Genomic DNA, 18,732 nt, shown 5'->3' on the forward strand with positions numbered 1-18,732 from the left:
ACTGATGTCACAGCCCCCTTTATTACTTGTTAAAATATAAACTTTAAGCTCAAATTAGAAGGGATGAATTAAAAATATGGCCTTTGTATTTAATTTACCAGATGTCGGCGAAGGTATGGCGGAAGGTGAAATCGTTTCATGGCTAGTAGCTGTAGGCGACCAAGTCAACGAAGAAGATCCAATCGTTGAAATCCAAAACGATAAATCAGTAGAAGAAATTTACTCACCAGTTTCAGGTAAAGTAACTGAATTACATTACAGTGAAGGTGATGTTGCCATTGTTGGTACACCATTAATCACTTTTGAAGGTGAAGGATTAGAAGACAACGCAGCTGCATCAGCGCCTGCAGAAGAAGCTGCAGCACCTGCACCAACAGCGGAAGCACCAGCTGCACCTGCAACAGGTGGCGGCGTATACCAATTCACTTTACCAGACGTTGGTGAAGGTATGGCTGAAGGTGAAATCGTTTCTTGGTTGGTTGCTGAAGGCGACGAAGTAAATGAAGAAGATTCATTAGTTGAAATCCAAAACGATAAATCAGTTGAAGAAGTAGCTTCTCCTGTAACAGGTAAGATCGTTCGTATCTTAGTTGAAGCTGGAACGGTTGCTAACGTTGGTGATGTATTAGCTGAAATTGATGCACCTGGTCATAACTCAGAAGCATCAGCACCAGTTTCTACACCAGAATCACCTGCACAAGAAACTAAAGCGGCGGATCCAGCAGCTGGCGTATCTACAAACGCATCGGCTGGTAATGTACCAGTTGCTTCAGACCCTAACAAACGCGTATTAGCAATGCCTTCTGTACGTCAATTTGCGCGTGAGCAAGGTGTTGACATTACAGCTGTTGCTGGTACTGGTAAAAATGGTCGTGTCTTACGTGAAGATGTTGCCAACTTTAACGGCGCAGCAAATGTTGCGCCTGAAGCACCTGCTACTGAAACTGCTCAAGCTGCAGCGACAACAGAAGCACCAGCAGCTAAACCAGCTAAGAAAGCTGCCGCAGTTGCTGACAACTCAGACCGCGTAGAACGTATCAAGATGACACCAATGCGTAAAGCAATCGCTAAAGCAATGGATACTGCTAACCATACAGCACCATCTGTTACATTGTTCAAAGACGTTGAAGTTTCTAAATTATGGGATCACCGTAAGAAATTCAAAAACGTTGCGGCTGAACGTGGTACTAAATTGACATTCTTACCATACGCAGTTAAAGCTTTAATTGCTGCAGTTAAGAAATACCCTCAATTAAACGCGTCAGTTGACGATGCAAGCCAAGAGTTTGTACACAAACATTACTACAATATTGGTATCGCAACAGATACAGATGCTGGTTTATACGTACCAAACATCAAGAATGCAGACACTCGTTCAATGTTTGATATCGCTGATATCATCAACGAAAATGCTGCTAAAGCACACGCTGGCGAACTTAAAGGTCCAGACATGGCTGACGGTACAGTATCTATCTCTAACATCGGTTCTGTTGGTGGTGAATTCTTCACACCAATCTTAAACTACCCAGAAACAGCAATCTTAGGTTTCGGTGCAATCAAATCTGAACCAGTAGTTAACGATGATGGTGAAGTTGTTGCTGGTCGCGTATTGAAATTATCATTAACATTTGACCACCGTATCGTTGATGGTGCAACAGGTCAACAAGCGCTTAATGAAATCGCTCGTTTAATGGCTGACCCTGAATTATTATTAATGGAAGGATGATTTTAGAATGGTAGTAGGCGCATTCGCAATTGAATTAGATACAGTTGTTGTTGGTTCTGGACCTGGGGGCTATGTAGCTGCCATCCGTGCCGCGCAATTGGGCCAAAAAGTAGCTATCGTTGAACGTGAGTTCATCGGTGGTGTCTGCTTAAACGTTGGATGTATTCCATCTAAAGCCTTGATCCAAGCTGGTCATGCTTACCATAACGCTAAAGGCGGCGATGCTGTCTTTGGTGTAACTTCTGGAGACGTTAAATTAGACTTCGCGCAAACACAAGACTGGAAGAACAATACAGTAGTAAATACTTTAACTTCTGGTGTTGAAATGTTACTTAAAAAGAACAAAGTTGAAATCATCCGTGGTGAAGCTTACTTCAACAACGAAAATGAATTTACTGTAATGGGTGACGATGATTCTCACCAATTATACTCATTCAACAACGCAATCGTTGCAACAGGTTCTACACCAATCCAAATCCCAGGATTCAAATTTGGTGGCCGTGTTGTAGATTCAACAGGCGCTTTAAACTTTGAAGAAGTTCCTGAAAGCTTAGTTGTTATCGGTGGCGGGGTTATCGGTTCTGAATTAGGTATGGCTTACGCTAACCTAGGTTCTAAGGTAACAATCTTAGAAGGTTCTCCCCAATTATTACCAACATTTGAAAAAGATATGGTAAAAGTTGTAGAAAAAGAAATGAAGAACATCGGAATCGAAACAACTGTCAACGCTATGGCCAAAGAAGCCGTAGACAACGGTGACTCAGTAACAGTTAAGTACGAAGTTAAAGGTGAAGCTAAAGAAATCACTGCTGACTACGTATTGGTATCTGTTGGCCGTCGTGCGAATACTGCTGATTTAGGTTTAGAAGCAATTGGGGTTGAGTTAACTGAACGTGGTTTAGTGAAAGTTGATAATCAAGGTCGTACTTCAGTGAAAAACTTCTTCGCAATCGGTGATATCACTCCTGGTGCTGCTTTAGCACATAAAGCATCTTACGAAGGTAAGATTGCTGCAGAAGCAATATCAGGTAAACCAGCAGCTATCGACTACAAAGTAATGCCATCGGTAGCTTACACTACACCTGAATTAGCTTCTTACGGTTTAACTGAAAAAGAAGCTAAAGATCAAGGTTTAGACGTGAAAACTGTGAAATTCCCACTAGCGGGTAACGGTCGTGCATTATCATTAAACGCTGGCCAAGGTTTCATCCGTTTAGTAGCGACTAAAGAAGATGACGTATTAGTTGGCGCGCAAATGGTTGGTATCTCCGCTTCAGACGTTATGGCTGAAGTTGGTTTAGCAATCGAAGCAGGCATGAACGCAGAAGACATTGCCTTAACAATCCACGGTCACCCTACATTATCTGAAGCTGTAATGGATGCAGCTGAAGGATTATTGGGTATGCCAATTCACATGTAGGCCATTTTAATGAATCACAATTTGAATATTCAGACGAGAAAATCCCGTGTAAGTTTAACTTACGCGGGATTTTTTTTTTTTTGACTTTATACCAAATGAGTTCTTTGAATTTTATATTAAAAAAAGCCTCTAAAAGAAATTTGAATAAAGGTAAAAGGAAAGCCAACCAATATCAGCCTCAAATATAAACTAGCATCTGCCATAATGGTTTGAGCTCCTTGTGCAATATTTGCAGAAAACTAGGTGTAAAGATCAGTCCAAAGGTTAAAACAAATGCGAATGGTATAGCGCCAAATAATAGGGTACTAGCATTAAAGTGCAATGAAAACTTGAAAAACTGATGGCTAAGTTATCTCTTTTACATATTTTCCGCTATAATAAAGATGAAAACAAAAGCGGAGGAATACGATGTCTAACAATTATCAATATCCGATCGATTTAGATTGGACGAGTGAAGAAATGGCGATTGTGGTAAAAATGTGGAATGGCTTGGAACAAGCTTATGAATCAAGCATCAACCGCGAAGAATTGTTGAGTAGATATAAGGCTTTTAAGCAAGTTGTGCCAAGCAAAATGGAAGAAAAACAATTAGCCAATAGCTTTGAAAAGATTTCTGGCTATCAACTTTATGGCACGATCAAAAAAGCTAGAAATTTAGAAACAAAATCCATTTCAATGCCATAAGGGTGAAATGGTAAAGTGTTGTAAGTAAAGTAGGAGGCATGTTAATAGATGTTAGAAGTGCGGGCAGCATTGGTGAGAGAGTGGATTGAAGAAGCAACAGCTTACATACATGATCAATTGGATGGTGAAATCGAAATCCAGAGTAAATCAAACCGAAAAGATTTGGTCACCAGTGTAGATAAGGAAGTCGAATTATTATTTAGACAGAAGATTGCAGAGAACTTTCCAGATGACCGTTATATCGGTGAGGAGAAAATGGGGGACACACCGTCCAATCTGGCTGGCGGTGTGTGGATTGTAGACCCTATCGATGGGACAGCCAATTTTGTCTTACAACAAAATCACTTTGCCATCATGGTCGCTTACTACGAAGACGGCCTTGGAAAGCTAGGTGTCGTGTACGACGTGATGAATGACGATTACTTTGAAGCCACCGCTGGTCAAGGCATTAAACGAAACGGCCAAGTCTTTCAACCACCATTCAAGGACAAAATCCTAAAAGACTCCTTGATCGCGGTCAATGGGGGCATGGTAATGACTGACGCCTATAAAGTACAAGAACTAGTCAAAGAATCTATGGGTCTTCGCATTTATGGGTCAGCGGGCATTGAAATCATCGCCTTGTTGAAGGGTGAAATCGCCGCTTACGTATCACCGAGGCTGCAACCCTGGGATATTGCTGCCGGCCAAGTCTTGGCAAACGAAGTGGGCATTCAAGTGTCGCAATTTACTGGCGAACCGGTTGATTTATTAAACCAAAATCGGGTATTAGCAGCCTACCCGTCAGCATACCGACGAATGATTGAAAATCTGAAGGGTTCAAGATAAGCAAGCATTGTACTTTTCATATCAAGAGGGGCTTGAACTTTGTGATTTATTTGGTCGACATAATCGAAAAAACTAGTAATTTCAATTGATAAGTGATACGATATTATGGCGGTTTTATTACGAGAAACTTTGTTAAAGTTTATAACTATGGGTTTTACGGTAAAACGGTTTCATAAACTTGACAAATAATTGATACAAATTTTGTATTTATTATATAAATGGAGGAATTTTTAAAAATGGCAAAACGTGAAGATATTCGTAATGTTGCAATCATTGCCCACGTTGACCACGGTAAAACTACTTTGGTTAACCAATTGTTGGAACAATCAGATACTTTAGATGAACGTACAAAAATTGATGAGCGTGCAATGGACTCTAACGATATCGAGAAAGAACGTGGTATCACCATCCTAGCTAAGAATACAGCTGTAAACTACAAGGGTCACCACATTAACATCATGGATACTCCAGGACATGCGGACTTCGGTGGTGAAGTTGAGCGTATCATGACAATGGTAGACGGTGTAGTTTTAGTTGTAGATGCTTATGAAGGTACAATGCCGCAAACGCGTTTTGTATTGAAAAAAGCGTTCGAAGCGAACTTAACACCAATCGTTGTTGTAAACAAAATTGATAAACCATCAGCTCGTCCATCAGAAGTTGTTGACGAAGTATTAGACTTGTTTATCGAATTAGGTGCAGATGATGAAATGTTAGACTTCCCAGTAGTATACGCTTCAGCTTTAAGTGGTACTTCAAGTCTTTCTGACGATCCAGCTGACCAATCAGAAACAATGGACCCAATCTTCGATACAATTCTTGATGAAATCCCAGCACCAGTTGATAACTCTGAAGAAGGTTTACAATTCCAAGTATCATTACTAGACTATAACGACTATGTTGGTCGTATCGGTATTGGTCGTGTATTCCGCGGTACTATCCGTGTAGGGGACCAAGTTACCTTAATGAAACTTGACGGAACTGAGAAAAACTTCCGTGTAACAAAACTATTTGGTTTCTTAGGTTTAGAGCGTGTTGAAATTAACGAAGCGAAAGCCGGAGAGCTTATTGCCGTTTCTGGTATGGAAGATATTTTCGTTGGGGAAACAGTTGTAGATTCAAGCATCAAAGAGGCTTTAGAGCCATTACGTATTGATGAACCAACATTACAAATGACTTTCTTAACAAACGATTCACCATTCGCAGGTCAAGAAGGTAAACACGTAACTTCTCGTAAACTAGAAGAACGTTTACGTTACGAATTACATACTGACGTTTCATTACGAGTAGACAATACAGAATCTCCGGATGCATGGATTGTTTCAGGTCGTGGTGAGCTTCACTTGTCTATCTTGATTGAAAACATGCGTCGTGAAGGTTACGAGTTACAAGTATCTCGTCCAGAAGTTATCATCCGTAACATCGACGGCGTGAAATCTGAACCGTTCGAGTTAGTTCAAATCGATACACCTGAAGAATACCAAGGTTCAATTATCGACGCCTTAAACCAACGTCGTGGTACTATGGTAGACATGATCTCTACAGGTCTAGGTACAACTCGTTTAACTTACCATGTACCAGCTCGTGGTATGATTGGTTTCACAACTTACTTCATGTCATTAACACATGGTTACGGTATCTTGAACCATACATTTGACCACTATGCACCATACATCAACGAGCCAATCGGTGGTCGTCGTAACGGTGCCTTAGTATCAACTGATACTGGTAAAGCAACTACTTACGGTATCATGCAAGTTGAGGACCGTGGTACAATCTTTGTTAACCCAGGTACACAAGTATACGGTGGTATGATTGTTGGTGAAAGTACACGTGAAAAAGATATTGTTGTAAACATTATCCGTTCTAAAAACTTAACTAATGTTCGTTCTTCAAACAAAGACCAAACAGCTTCAATCAAAACACCGAAACTACTGACACTTGAAGAATCATTAGAATTCATGAATGAAGATGAGTACTGTGAAGTAACACCAGAAAGCATTCGTTTACGTAAATCAATTTTAAACGAAGCTGAACGTGCAAAATCAGCTAAGAAAAAGAATCTAAGTTAATCAATACTCAATGAGGGTATAGAAGTAAATAAGATGATAAGGCGTGGACAAATTGTCTACGCCTTTTTTTTGAGATGTAGATTGAGTAGTAGATCAGGTGCTAAAACCTCTTTTATTTTTTATAAAATGAAATAGGATGCCGTTAATGTAGAAGCGGATTATGCTATAATGGATAACTGAGTCATGGTTATCTATACCAATACTGACTTCTAGTAGCAATAAATGTATGGCATCATTTAAAATCCATAAAGGAGGGCGATTGTGTCAATGGAATCCAAGGAAAAAAAAGCCCAATCAAATAAGCAAAAACAAAAAGAAGCGAAAGTAAAGAAACAAGCAAAAAAAGAACGTAAAAAAGGCAAACAAGTTAAAGGTGGACCAAGCACGTTTCAGCGAATACTTGCGCATTGTGAGGATTTAAACGGAAAGATTTTGATACTATATGGCTTGTTATTAATAATTGGGTTACTGATGGTGACAACTGCTTCATCCTACCTAGCTACATCATCTGGACTGCCTACATACTACTATTTAGTGAGACAGGGCGGCTTTGCGGTTGTGGGTATGTTAGCTATCATTATAATTTATATTATCAAGCCAGAAATATGGCGACATCAACGTTTTCAAAGGATGTTATATTTAGGTATCACAGTCCTATTAGTTTTTACCTTCATATTTGGGGAAACTATTAATGGGGCTCAAGGTTGGATTGGCGTAGGCGCCTTCTCCATTCAACCCGTCGAGTTTGCAAAACCTGCCTTGGTTATCTTAGTAGCGAATTTTTTAGCTAAAGATGAAGTTCAGGCGGAGATTGCTGAAATAAACAGTCCATTTAAATTGATTACTCATTACAAAAAAGAGACGGCAGCTATTGGTATTTGGTTAACGCTCGTATTCTTCTTCCCTGATGTAGGTGGGGTGCTCATTCTTGGGTCTTTATTTGTCATCCTCCTATTGAATTCAGGTCTAACAATGAAATGGCTGACCAAAACAGTTCTAATAGCAATTATTATGTATATCGCAGTTATTATTGTCTTGAATCTATTTGATTTATCGCATATAGATAATTATCAGATTGCCCGCTTTACCTCTTTTATTAATCCATTCGCGGATGCACAGGATACAGGACTGCAATTAGTTTATGGCTATTATGCCTTATCAAATGGTGGGATCCTTGGCCGTGGTGCAGGAAACTCTATCCAAAAACTTGGCTACTTGCCTGAAGCGCATAATGATTTTATTATGGCAATTATTGGAGAGGAATTTGGTTTGTGGGGCGTGATGCTTGTACTTGTCTTGTACTTTTCACTAGTGGTTTATATCTTCCACAAGGCTATTAAAATGCGCCGTATATTTGACCAAACCGTTCTTGTTGGTGTTGGTTCATACTTTTTAATTCAAGCTTTTGTAAACTTGGGTGGGGTATTAGGCTTAATTCCCTTAACAGGTGTTACCTTCCCCTTCATGTCTTATGGAGGGTCTAGCCTTCTTGTAACGAGTATAATGACAGGTATCGCCTTATCCGTCATCGCCTCTGATCGTTCATGGCGGCGTAGTCTCCAGATGAAAAAGAAGCAAGCTCATCAAAATAGTCTGGCTGAAAATGAAAAATAACATCATCTCTAAGAGCAGATCTTTTAAAAGGTCTGTTTTTTTTATATTTACGGATAAAATTGAAAATCATTTCATTTTTATCCAGAAATAAACTTGCAAATTAAGTAAATGCAAAGGTAGATTCTAAAAGCGATTGCCAATAAGGGTTTTTATTACATTTGACTGATGCTGTTAAGCTTTATCAAACGAAATTCTTTCATTATTCTGATATACATTAAGAGAACGATACTGAGGATGTAGGTGTCTATCTCTTAGGGCCTTAATACCATTCCTAACGGGGATTTTTGATAAAGATACCTAAATGACTTAGGTGACAAAGCCGTACTTGAAGTACAAAAGGGTGTTCAAGCTATATTTGGCGGTAAATCTGATATAATTAGCTAAAAAATCAACCAAATTTTAGGTCGAAAAGAATAAAATCAACAAAGAAGTTAGGTGTATAAATCCAGTTTCTTTTTGTTATAGGTTTCGTAATAGCTATCAATATTGATATAATATTCAGAGAGAAATGTAATCGGTTAGTTGATGATGAACTAGCGGTTACAATGGGAGGAGAAAGGGAATGAAACGTTTAATTTCGGCTAGTGCCAGTGAAATCAATAAGATGGATGCTAGTCAATTGAAACAAGCAATTTTTGCCAGTGAAGGACGGACAATTGTTGCTGAAACCGTAGTGACATCGCCACCTTTGATTCAAGGGCTGTCAAACCCTGAAGTGATGGCGACGTTTGGTGCAGACATCATTGTCTTGAATGAGTTAGATGTCTTCAACCCAGAAATTCCAGGTCTGGAAGTATTTGCGGGGTCAAAAGAGATCATCCGTGAATTGAAGCGATTAATCGGGCGATCGATCGCAATCAATTTGGAGCCTGTTGATGAAGAGCAGGAATTGCTTGAAAGTCGGGTGGCTTTAAATCCAGGTCGCTTAGTGTCTAAAGCGAGTTTACAAGCGGCGGATGATTTGGGTGTAGACATGATTTTACTGACAGGGAATCCAGCTACGGGCGTGACTATGTCAGCAATCAAGGCTGCTGTCAAAATGACGAAAAGCCATTTTTCAGGGCTAGTCCTTGCGGGTAAAATGCATGGGGCGGGGCTTACGGAGAGTATCGTCAATGAAGAGGCCTTGCTTGGTTTTATGGATGAGGGCGCTGATGGGGTCTTGATTCCGGCTGTGAATACGGTGCCTGGGGTGAATGAACTTGAAAACCAGGTGGTCACGAAAGGTGTGCATGCACGCGGTGGATTGGTGATGGCGACGATTGGGACTAGTCAAGAGTCTGCCCAAGCTTCGGTGATCGAGGCGATAGGTTTATCTAATAAACGTGTTGGCGTAGACTGTCACCACATTGGTGATGGTGCCTACGGTCGGATGCCTGATCCAGAAAATATCACCGCTTTGAGTTTGGCGGTGCGGGGTAAACGTCATACTTATTTTCGTATGGTTCAGTCCGTTAATCGTTAAACGTCATCAAAAAATATAAAAAACTGTCTTTATCAAAAGGGAGGATAAGATAATATGAAAAATTATTTACAAAATTTAGGGAAATCGATCATGCTACCGGTATCGATTTTACCTGTTGCTTCATTATTAATGGGGATAGGTTATTGGATTGATCCAGCTGGACTTTCTGGTGACGGGTCGAACCAAGCGGCTGTATTCCTGATTCAAGCAGGGACTGCCATTATCAACAATTTACCGATTCTATTTTCAGTCGGTATTGCTACTGGATTATCTAAGGATTCCAATGGGGCGGCTGGTTTATCAGGTTTAGTCGGTTACCTAATTGTAACAAACCTATTATCAACAGATGGTTTAAGTGTCTTACTCGACATGCCAGTTGTAGAAGTACCGATGGCTTTCGGCGCAACACAAAATGTCTTTATGGCCATTATTTCTGGTTCAGTATCGGCAGCCTTATATAACCGCTATTCAGGTACTAAATTGCCAACAGCGCTCGCATTCTTCTCAGGTAGACGGTTGATTCCAATCCTAACAGCAGGCGCTATGTTAATCATATCCTTACTGTTGTACTTCGTTTGGCCAGTAGCTTATGACGCTTTAGTAGCATTCGGTACTTTCATCTCAGGCCTTGGCGCGCTAGGTGCTGGTATTTACGGTTTCTTCAACAAGTTACTGATTCCAACTGGTCTACACCACGCCTTAAACTCAGTATTCTGGTTTGATTTAATTGGGATTAATGACATCGGAAACTTCTGGGCCTCTGAAGGGGTAAAAGGGGTTACTGGTATGTACCAAGCCGGCTTCTTCCCAATCATGATGTTCGGTTTACCTGGGGCAGCTTTAGCCATGTATAAAAACGCAGAATCAAAGGCTAAGAAAATTGCAGCTGGTACTATGATTGCTGGTGCTTTCGCTTCATTCTTTACAGGAATTACTGAACCACTAGAATTCTCATTTATGTTTGCAGCGCCAGGATTATACTTGGTTCACGCCTTCCTAACAGGGGTTTCAATGTTTGTCGCAGCAACCTTCCACTGGACCGCTGGATTTGGGTTCTCAGCAGGGTTAGTTGACTTTGCATTAAGCTTGAATGTGCCGATTGCTAACCAACCATTAATGCTGTTAGTTCTAGGTTTAGTGATGTTCGTGGTTTACTACTTTATCTTTGATTTTGCTATCCGTAAATTCGATTTTGCCACACCAGGACGCAGAGAAAATGCCGTAACTGAAGCAGCGATTACAGAATCTGATTCAGAAACTATTGCTGGCAAAGAGGGTGCTGCGTCCCAAGCTAGCGATGACAAATATTCACGCATGGCCAATGTCATCTTTGATGCCGTTGGTGGACAAGACAACATTCGAAGCTACTACAACTGTGCAACACGATTGCGTTTTGAATTAGATGATGTTGACCAAGTCGATCAAGCAAGAATCAAAGGTCTTGGTGTTCCGGGCGTCAATGTCTTAGACAAAAACCACCTACATGTCATTGTGGGTACAGACGTTCAATTCGTTGCCGATGAAATGAAAAAAATAGAAGATCAATAATATTTAAGAGAAGTTGGGGTAAAACTCAGCTTCTTTTTTTACGGCCAAAACGATCAAGAATAAAATAATATCTAAATAAATGATCTTTAATAGTTTTTAATAATTATGATAATAAAATGAGATTTCTTTCATTTTTCTATATCAAAATTGTTCAAAATATGGCAAACTATGATACAATTGGCAAGTGGAAACAAGCGTCAAGAAATGAGAGACGTAAGAGAAGGAGTTACTATAAATGATAAATAAAGTGTTAGTTGCGAACCGTGGGGAAATCGCAATCCGTATTTTCCGAGCGTGTTTTGAACTAGGAATTAATACAGTCGCAGTTTATTCACAAGAGGATGAAGGATCAGTTCACCGTTTCAAGGCGGATGAGTCTTATCGATTGTCTAAGGATAAAAAGGCTGTTGAGGCTTATTTAGATATCGAGTCAATTATCCAAATTGCGAAAGATGTGAATGCTGACGCGATTCACCCTGGTTACGGCTTCCTGTCTGAAAATACTGAATTTGCGCGTCGTTGTGAGGAAGAGGGCATCAAGTTTATCGGTCCTTCACACGAAATTTTAGATATGTTCGGGGATAAAGTAAAAGCTCGTGAAGCAGCTAAAAAAGCGAATATTCCGTTGATTCCAGGTTCTGATGGACCAGTTGAAAGTCTTGAAGAAGTGGTTGAATTTGGTAAAACTGCTGGTTACCCAATTATCATCAAAGCTGCCTTAGGTGGTGGAGGACGTGGTATGCGTGTGGTACGTTCAGAAGATGAAGTAGCAGAACAATACCGTCTAGCGGTTTCTGAAGCGACTAAAGCTTTTGGTTCAGGTGAAGCCTACGTTGAGAAATACGTAGAAGGACCTAAACATATTGAAGTTCAAATCATGGCTGATGAGCAAGGAAACACTATGCATTTATGGGAACGTGACTGTTCAGTTCAACGTCGTCACCAAAAGGTGGTTGAGGTTGCCCCAACTGTAAACATGTCAATGGAACTACGTAACCGTATCTGTAATTCTGCCCGTGACTTCTTAGATTCAGTGGACTACGCTAATGCCGGAACTGTTGAGTTCTTGTTAGATGGCGATGACTTCTACTTTATCGAAGTAAACCCTCGTGTCCAAGTAGAACATACAATTACAGAGCAAATCACTGGTGTGGACATTGTCCAAACACAGATCCGTGTTGCAGCAGGTGAAAGCTTAAGTGAAATTGGTTTACCAGCACAAGAAGACTTACCATTAAATGGTTTTGCAATCCAATGTCGTGTAACTACAGAGGATCCAAATAACAATTTCTTCCCAGATACAGGTAAAATCAACACTTACCGTTCTCCAGGCGGTTTTGGTGTCCGTTTAGATGCGGGTAATGGTTTCCAAAATACGGTTGTTAGTCCGTACTTTGACTCAATGATCGCTAAGTTAATCACTTACGGTACAGATTTCGAAGATACGGTAGCAAAAACAGACCGTGCCTTAAGAGAGTATCGTGTGCGTGGTGTTAAGAACAATATTCCGTTCTTGCGTAACGTTGTAAACCATCCTGTTTTCCAAGAGGGTACTGCAAACACTGTATTCATCGACAATACACCTGAATTGTTCAACTTCCCTAAAGAACGAAACCGTGACCGAGGAAACAAAGTCTTACAATACATCGGGGACATTTCTGTAAATGGTTTCCCAGGTATTGAAAATGAAAAAGCAGAATTCTTAACGATTCCAACACCTAAGATTGAATTGGTGGACCGTAGTGGTTTATCTGCTAAACAAATTTTAGACCGTGATGGAGCAAAAGGTGTACAAGAATTTATTAAAAATTCAAATGACTTATTATTAACAGATACGACAATGCGCGATGCACACCAATCATTGATTGCGACTCGTATGCGTACGCGTGACATGGTGAAACCAGCTAAAGTTATGGAAGATGCTTTGCCAAACCTATTCTCTATGGAAGTTTGGGGTGGGGCGACATTTGATGCAGCCTTCCGTTTCTTAACTGAAAACCCTTGGAGCCGTCTAGAGCAGTTGCGTGAAGCAATGCCAAATACCTTGTTACAAATGTTATTCCGTGGTTCAAATGCGGTTGGGTATACTTCATACCCAGATAATACTTTGAAAGCTTTCATTGACCAGGCTGCAGCTTCAGGAATTGACGTCTTCCGTGTGTTTGACTCATTAAACTGGACTAAACAAATTGAAAAACCAATTCAATATGTGAAAGATGCTGGTAAGATCGCTGAAGCGACAATGTGTTATACAGGTGATATCTTAAATCCAGAGCGTACTAAGTATTCTCTAGACTACTATGTAAATTTAGCCAAAGAGTTACAAGCTATGGGCGCAGATATTATTGCAGTGAAAGATATGGCTGGTTTATTAAAACCTCAAGCTGCTTATGCTTTAATTTCAGAATTGAAAGACCATATCGATGTGCCAATTCATTTACACACGCATGATACAGCAGGTAACGGTATCTTAACTTACACTGAAGCATCACGTGCAGGTGTAGACATTGTGGATGTGGCAAGTTCTGCATTTGCTTCAACAACATCACAACCATCTATGCAATCACTATATTATGCGATGGAGTATAACGACCGTAAACCAAATATCCATGTACAAAATGCAGAGAAAATTAACCAATACTGGTTAGGTGTGCGTTCTTACTACGATGAATTCACTTCAGGTTTAGAGGGTCCAGAAACTGAAATCTACAATACAGAGATGCCTGGTGGTCAATATACAAACTTACAACAACAAGCTAAATCTGTTGGTTTGGGTAGTCGTTGGGACGAAGTAAAACAAATGTATCATGATGTAAACTTCTTGTTTGGTGATATCGTTAAAGTTACCCCTTCATCTAAAGTTGTTGGTGATATGGCCTTATTTATGGTTCAAAATGACCTAACAATTGATAAATTCTTCGCAGAAGGGAAAAAATACGACTTCCCTCAATCTGTTATCGATTTATTTAAAGGTAAAATCGGTCAACCAGAAGGTGGATTCCCGCAAGATGTATCTGACATCATCTTAAAAGGTGAAGAGGCTTCAACTGATCGTCCAGGTGAACACTTAGCACCAATTGATTTTGAAGCTACTCGTCAAGAATTGATTGCTAAATTAGGTGATGAAGATGTAGACGACCAAGACGTCTTATCTTACATTATGTATCCTGATGTTTTTGTAGACTACCGTCATAAACTTGAACGTTATTCTGACGTTTCAATCATCCCAACACCAAGCTTCTTCTATGGTATGAAGACTGGTGAAACTGTGAATGTTGAAATTCAAAAGGGTAAAGTCTTATACATCCGCTTAATCCAAATTGGTGAGTTGGATGAAACTGGTCAACGGATTGTCTTCTTTGAATTAAACGGACAATCTCGTGAAATTATAGTACGTGACGCCAATGCTAAAACAACGGCTGCTGTTCGTCGTAAAGCTGATCACGGCAATACAAACCATATTGCAGCGACAATGCCTGGTACAATCCTTGATGTTCAGGTGCAACAAGGTGATGAAATTGAAGAAGGTCAATTACTGTTGATTTCTGAAGCCATGAAGATGGAGACTACTTTGAAAGCACCGCGTAAGGCAGTTGTGAAAGAATTACTTGTTGCCAACGGCGACCAAGTAAATTCTGGCGACCTGCTATTAGTATTGGAATAAAATAAGAGGTAAGAATAGCGGGCCAGCAAGTTGAGGCCCGTTATTTTGCCATATAAAGGTTTAGGGGTTACGGACTTTGGAATTCCTGTTATAATGAAATTAAAGCGAGTGATTAAAGGAAGTCGATGATATGAGTATTTATGATGAAAGACAGTCACGGCAAGCGTTGATTGTGTGGATGTATTCTAATAAAAAGGTGAAACAGTTACAGAAGTACGGATTCGTTTATTATGTCTCGCGGAAGATGAAGTATGCGGTTTTGTATACGGATGTGTCGGAAGCGGACCATATTCAAAAGAATCTTGAGAAGTTACATTTCGTGCGTCAGGTGGATGTGTCTCCTAGACAGGCAATGGCGACGGATTATGCGACGGCTTTTGATGCCTATGCGGCAGACTTGATGGCCAAGAAGGATTCGGATGATAAAGATCGTTTGAATGAACGGTATGCTTAATATATAATAAAATATATAGTAAATGAAATTTTGAAGGGACCTTGGGATTGAATGTGCCCAGGGTCCTTTTTCAATAATTGGAGGAGAGTCAGGATGGAGTTTGCACCATTTTTCTATTTGGAACTTAAAGAACATATTTTAGATGTGCCTTATACCTTGGCTAAGCGGCGAATTCGTGTCCTCTTACCTAAGGGCTATGAAGAAAATGCAGATAAGCATTATCCCGTAGTTTATATGCATGACGGACAGAATGTGTTTCATTCCAAGGAAGCTTTTTCGAAACATTCTTGGAAAACAATTCACGCGGTCAAGCGGAATCCGGATTTACCAAGTATGATTATTGTCGGCATTGATAATGGCGAGGAGACACGGACCTTGGAATACCTACCGTGGACGGTTAAAGAAGCTTATGATTCAAGCCTATCTGGTCAAGGGGGACGGGGCGCTGAATTTTCTGAATTTGTGGTGACTATAGTCAAAGATTTTGTCGACAAACACTACCGGACTATACCGGACGCTGCCCACACAGCGATGATTGGGTCTTCCTTTGGGGCGACCATTTCCACGTATCTTGGCGCTGCCTATAAAGATCAAATTGGTCGTTTAGGGATTTTTTCTTTGACCAATTGGGCCGTTGCGCAAGATTTTGACCGGTTTATTGAACGGGTGGATTTGCCAAATGATCAACGGATTTATATCGAATGCGGGACTGAAGAAGGGGACGAGATAGATGAGATGATCATCGGTCCTTATACTGAACAGGCTTATATTACGGATGCCATTAAATATAGCCAACAGGTGATGCAGGCAGGTGTAGCGCCAGAGAATGTGTCTTTGAATATTTTCCATGGGGACGAACATTCAGAAAAATATTGGTCTAAACACCTACCAGATTGTCTACGATTTATTAGCCAAGGTTGGCCATTGTAAACGCTTATGATTTGGTTATTATTTGTTGGGTCTTCTAAAAAAAATTGAACTTATCATTTATATAAATTTAGATTAATAACAATTTTACAACTGAAAGTTTACTCTTTATGGCTTAATCGTATCTTAACGACTATGTCTTGGATAATATCTATTGTCAAAAAACGAATACTGTAAATATCAATACGAGGGTTTGCATGGACAATTTAGTTATTTAACTAAATCGACCATGCAAACCCTCTTTTTTTTGTGGAAAATTTGAGATGACTATTTTTTTTAAGGATAATAATTAGTTTTGAAAAAATGACTAAAATACGAAATCTTAACTTTTTTATACTATGTTTATAAAATTGATGCGCATCAATTTTATATCTTTCAAAAATGAATACACTGTAGTTGTACAAAAGTATAGGAGGGATTTATATGCAACAAATTATTTTGAAACATAAAAATCAGATTACAGTTATCAGTGGTTTACTTATTATGATAGGTTTTATTGCACATTTCATTTTTACTAATACGGTTATCTTTAACAGTGCTTTTATCATTGCTTCCATATTGGGTGTTATGCCCATTGCAATACAGGCTTATCAGGCTATGAAAGTAAAAGTAGTGAGTATTGATGTTTTAGTAACGATAGCGGTTATTGGTGCTTTCTTTATTCAAAATTACGAAGAGTCAGCTATTGTTACTTTTTTATTTTTATTTGGCTCATATTTAGAGCAGCGTACACTTAAGCAAACACGATCTGCGATTAAAGAGTTGACAGAAATGGCTCCAGAGACTGCTTTTAAGCAATTGAACGAGGGGCAATTTGAAGAAGTAGATATTGATGAAGTAGAGGAAGGAGATATTCTTTTAGTAAAAACTGGGGCTAAGATTCCAGTAGATGGTAGGGTAACTACTGGAAAGGGACATGTAAATGAGGCTAATATCACTGGCGAATCTTTACCTCTAAAGAAAGAAAAAGGTGACGAAGTATTTGCCGGTACCATTATGGATAATGGGACTATTCAAATAGTCGCTGATAGAATTGGGGAGGATTCTACATTTGGTCGAATTATTGAATTAGTAGAAGAGGCACAAGATTCTAAATCGGAAGCTGAGCGATTTATTGACCAGTTCTCTCGTTGGTATACACCTGTAGTACTTTTCATTGGGTTATTAGTTTGGGTATTAACCAAAGATACGGCACTAGCAGTTACTGTATTAGTACTTGGTTGCCCAGGTGCCTTGGTCATTGGTGTACCGGTTTCAAATGTGGCGGGTATAGGAAATGGTGCAAAGAATGGTATTTTGTTTAAAGGTTCTGAAGTGATTAGTCATTTTGCGAATGTAGATACAGTCCTATTTGATAAAACAGGTACCTTAACTGAAGGAAAGCCTGAAGTGGGCGAATTTGTTTACTATGGAAATAATCAAGAGGAGGATTTGTCTCTATTATTCTCGGTTGAAAGGGAATCTGATCATCCCTTAGCAGTCGCTATTACGAATAAGTTAGCACAATATAAACTACGACCTGTAGAGCGTACACAGGTTATAAAAGGTGGGGGCATAATTGCTCACGTTGATGGACACATCGTTGCAGTAGGGAATAAAAACTTAATGGAACAAGAAAGGATACCACTATCTGCTGATGTGCTTAAAAAATTAGATACATTAGAAAGAGACGGTAGTTCAATTGTATTAACAGCAGTTGATCATCAGTTAATGATTTTAATGGGAATCCGTGACCAAGTTCGACCAGGTGTTAAACAAGACCTACAAAAATTAAAATCACTTGGTGTTAAAAATCTCATTGTATTATCAGGGGATAATCAAGGTACTGTTAATTTAGTTAAAAAGGAGCTAGGATTAACCGAGGCCCATGGCGATATGCTACCTGAAGACAAGCAAGCATTTTTAAAAGAAAGACAGTCTACTGGTGAAATTGTTGCTTTTATTGGTGATGGTGTGAATGATAGCCCCTCTCTAGCTACTGCAGAAGTAGGGATAGCTATGGGAAATGGAACAGATGTAGCCATTGAAAGTTCAGATATTGTTTTGATGAATTCTAATTTTAATCGTCTCCCCCATGCTTTAGGTTTAGCTAAAGGGACATATGCGAATATGCGACAAAATATTCTTATTGCTGTTGGTGTGGTGATAATATTACTCTTTAGTTTATTATTCAGTGAATGGATGTCTATGTCAATTGGTATGTTAGTTCACGAGGCAAGTATTTTGGTTGTTATTTTAAATGCAATGAGATTAAGAGGATATCAATTAAAATAATTGATCTGTATCAATTATTTTTAAAAAAATACCTTATATAATTTATTTAAAGGAGT

At 39.5% G+C, this 18,732-nt stretch carries 12 protein-coding genes; all 12 read left to right on the forward strand.

The window, feature by feature from the left end:
* The first annotated feature begins 76 nt into the window (after positions 1–76).
* The 12 genes from AC973_RS01305 to AC973_RS01360 all read left to right on the forward strand — a co-directional run bounded on the left by AC973_RS01305 (position 77) and on the right by AC973_RS01360 (position 18,676).
* A complete protein-coding gene (locus tag AC973_RS01305; RefSeq protein WP_048726272.1) occupies positions 77–1,726 on the forward strand; it encodes a 2-oxo acid dehydrogenase subunit E2 in 1,650 nt (549 codons plus the stop codon).
* A 7-nt stretch (positions 1,727–1,733) separates the two neighbouring features.
* A complete protein-coding gene (gene lpdA / locus AC973_RS01310) occupies positions 1,734–3,146 on the forward strand; it encodes a dihydrolipoyl dehydrogenase (protein WP_016896707.1) in 1,413 nt (470 codons plus the stop codon).
* A 408-nt stretch (positions 3,147–3,554) separates the two neighbouring features.
* Entirely contained in the window at positions 3,555–3,830 is a 276-nt protein-coding gene (locus AC973_RS01315) for a UPF0223 family protein (protein WP_048726275.1), read from the forward strand.
* A gap of 48 nt (positions 3,831–3,878) precedes the next feature.
* Complete coding sequence (locus AC973_RS01320) at positions 3,879–4,658, forward strand: inositol monophosphatase family protein (protein ID WP_048726278.1); 780 nt, start codon at positions 3,879–3,881, stop codon at positions 4,656–4,658.
* 236 nt (positions 4,659–4,894) lie between these two features.
* Complete coding sequence (gene typA, locus AC973_RS01325) at positions 4,895–6,730, forward strand: translational GTPase TypA (RefSeq protein WP_048726281.1); 1,836 nt, start codon at positions 4,895–4,897, stop codon at positions 6,728–6,730.
* A gap of 267 nt (positions 6,731–6,997) precedes the next feature.
* On the forward strand, positions 6,998–8,344 hold the full coding sequence (locus AC973_RS01330; RefSeq protein ID WP_220456904.1) for an FtsW/RodA/SpoVE family cell cycle protein: 1,347 nt from the start codon (positions 6,998–7,000) through the stop codon (positions 8,342–8,344).
* A 562-nt stretch (positions 8,345–8,906) separates the two neighbouring features.
* Positions 8,907–9,809 (forward strand): hypothetical protein, encoded by a 903-nt coding sequence (locus tag AC973_RS01335; protein WP_048726288.1) that lies wholly within the window; start codon positions 8,907–8,909, stop codon positions 9,807–9,809.
* A gap of 54 nt (positions 9,810–9,863) precedes the next feature.
* On the forward strand, positions 9,864–11,357 hold the full coding sequence (gene nagE / locus AC973_RS01340; protein ID WP_048726291.1) for an N-acetylglucosamine-specific PTS transporter subunit IIBC: 1,494 nt from the start codon (positions 9,864–9,866) through the stop codon (positions 11,355–11,357).
* Between the two features lie 235 nt (positions 11,358–11,592).
* Positions 11,593–15,021 (forward strand): pyruvate carboxylase, encoded by a 3,429-nt coding sequence (locus AC973_RS01345; protein ID WP_048726292.1) that lies wholly within the window; start codon positions 11,593–11,595, stop codon positions 15,019–15,021.
* A 130-nt stretch (positions 15,022–15,151) separates the two neighbouring features.
* On the forward strand, positions 15,152–15,475 hold the full coding sequence (locus AC973_RS01350) for a YlbG family protein (RefSeq protein ID WP_026466410.1): 324 nt from the start codon (positions 15,152–15,154) through the stop codon (positions 15,473–15,475).
* Between the two features lie 93 nt (positions 15,476–15,568).
* Positions 15,569–16,405, forward strand: coding sequence for an alpha/beta hydrolase (locus tag AC973_RS01355; RefSeq protein WP_048726296.1), 837 nt, complete (start codon positions 15,569–15,571; stop codon positions 16,403–16,405).
* Positions 16,406–16,825: 420 nt separating this feature from the next.
* Entirely contained in the window at positions 16,826–18,676 is a 1,851-nt protein-coding gene (locus AC973_RS01360) for a heavy metal translocating P-type ATPase (protein WP_048726298.1), read from the forward strand.
* The last annotated feature ends 56 nt before the right edge of the window (positions 18,677–18,732 follow it).

The organism is Carnobacterium sp. 1290_CSPC, from assembly GCF_001053265.1.
In the GTDB taxonomy this organism is placed as follows: domain Bacteria; phylum Bacillota; class Bacilli; order Lactobacillales; family Aerococcaceae; genus Aerococcus; species Aerococcus urinaeequi.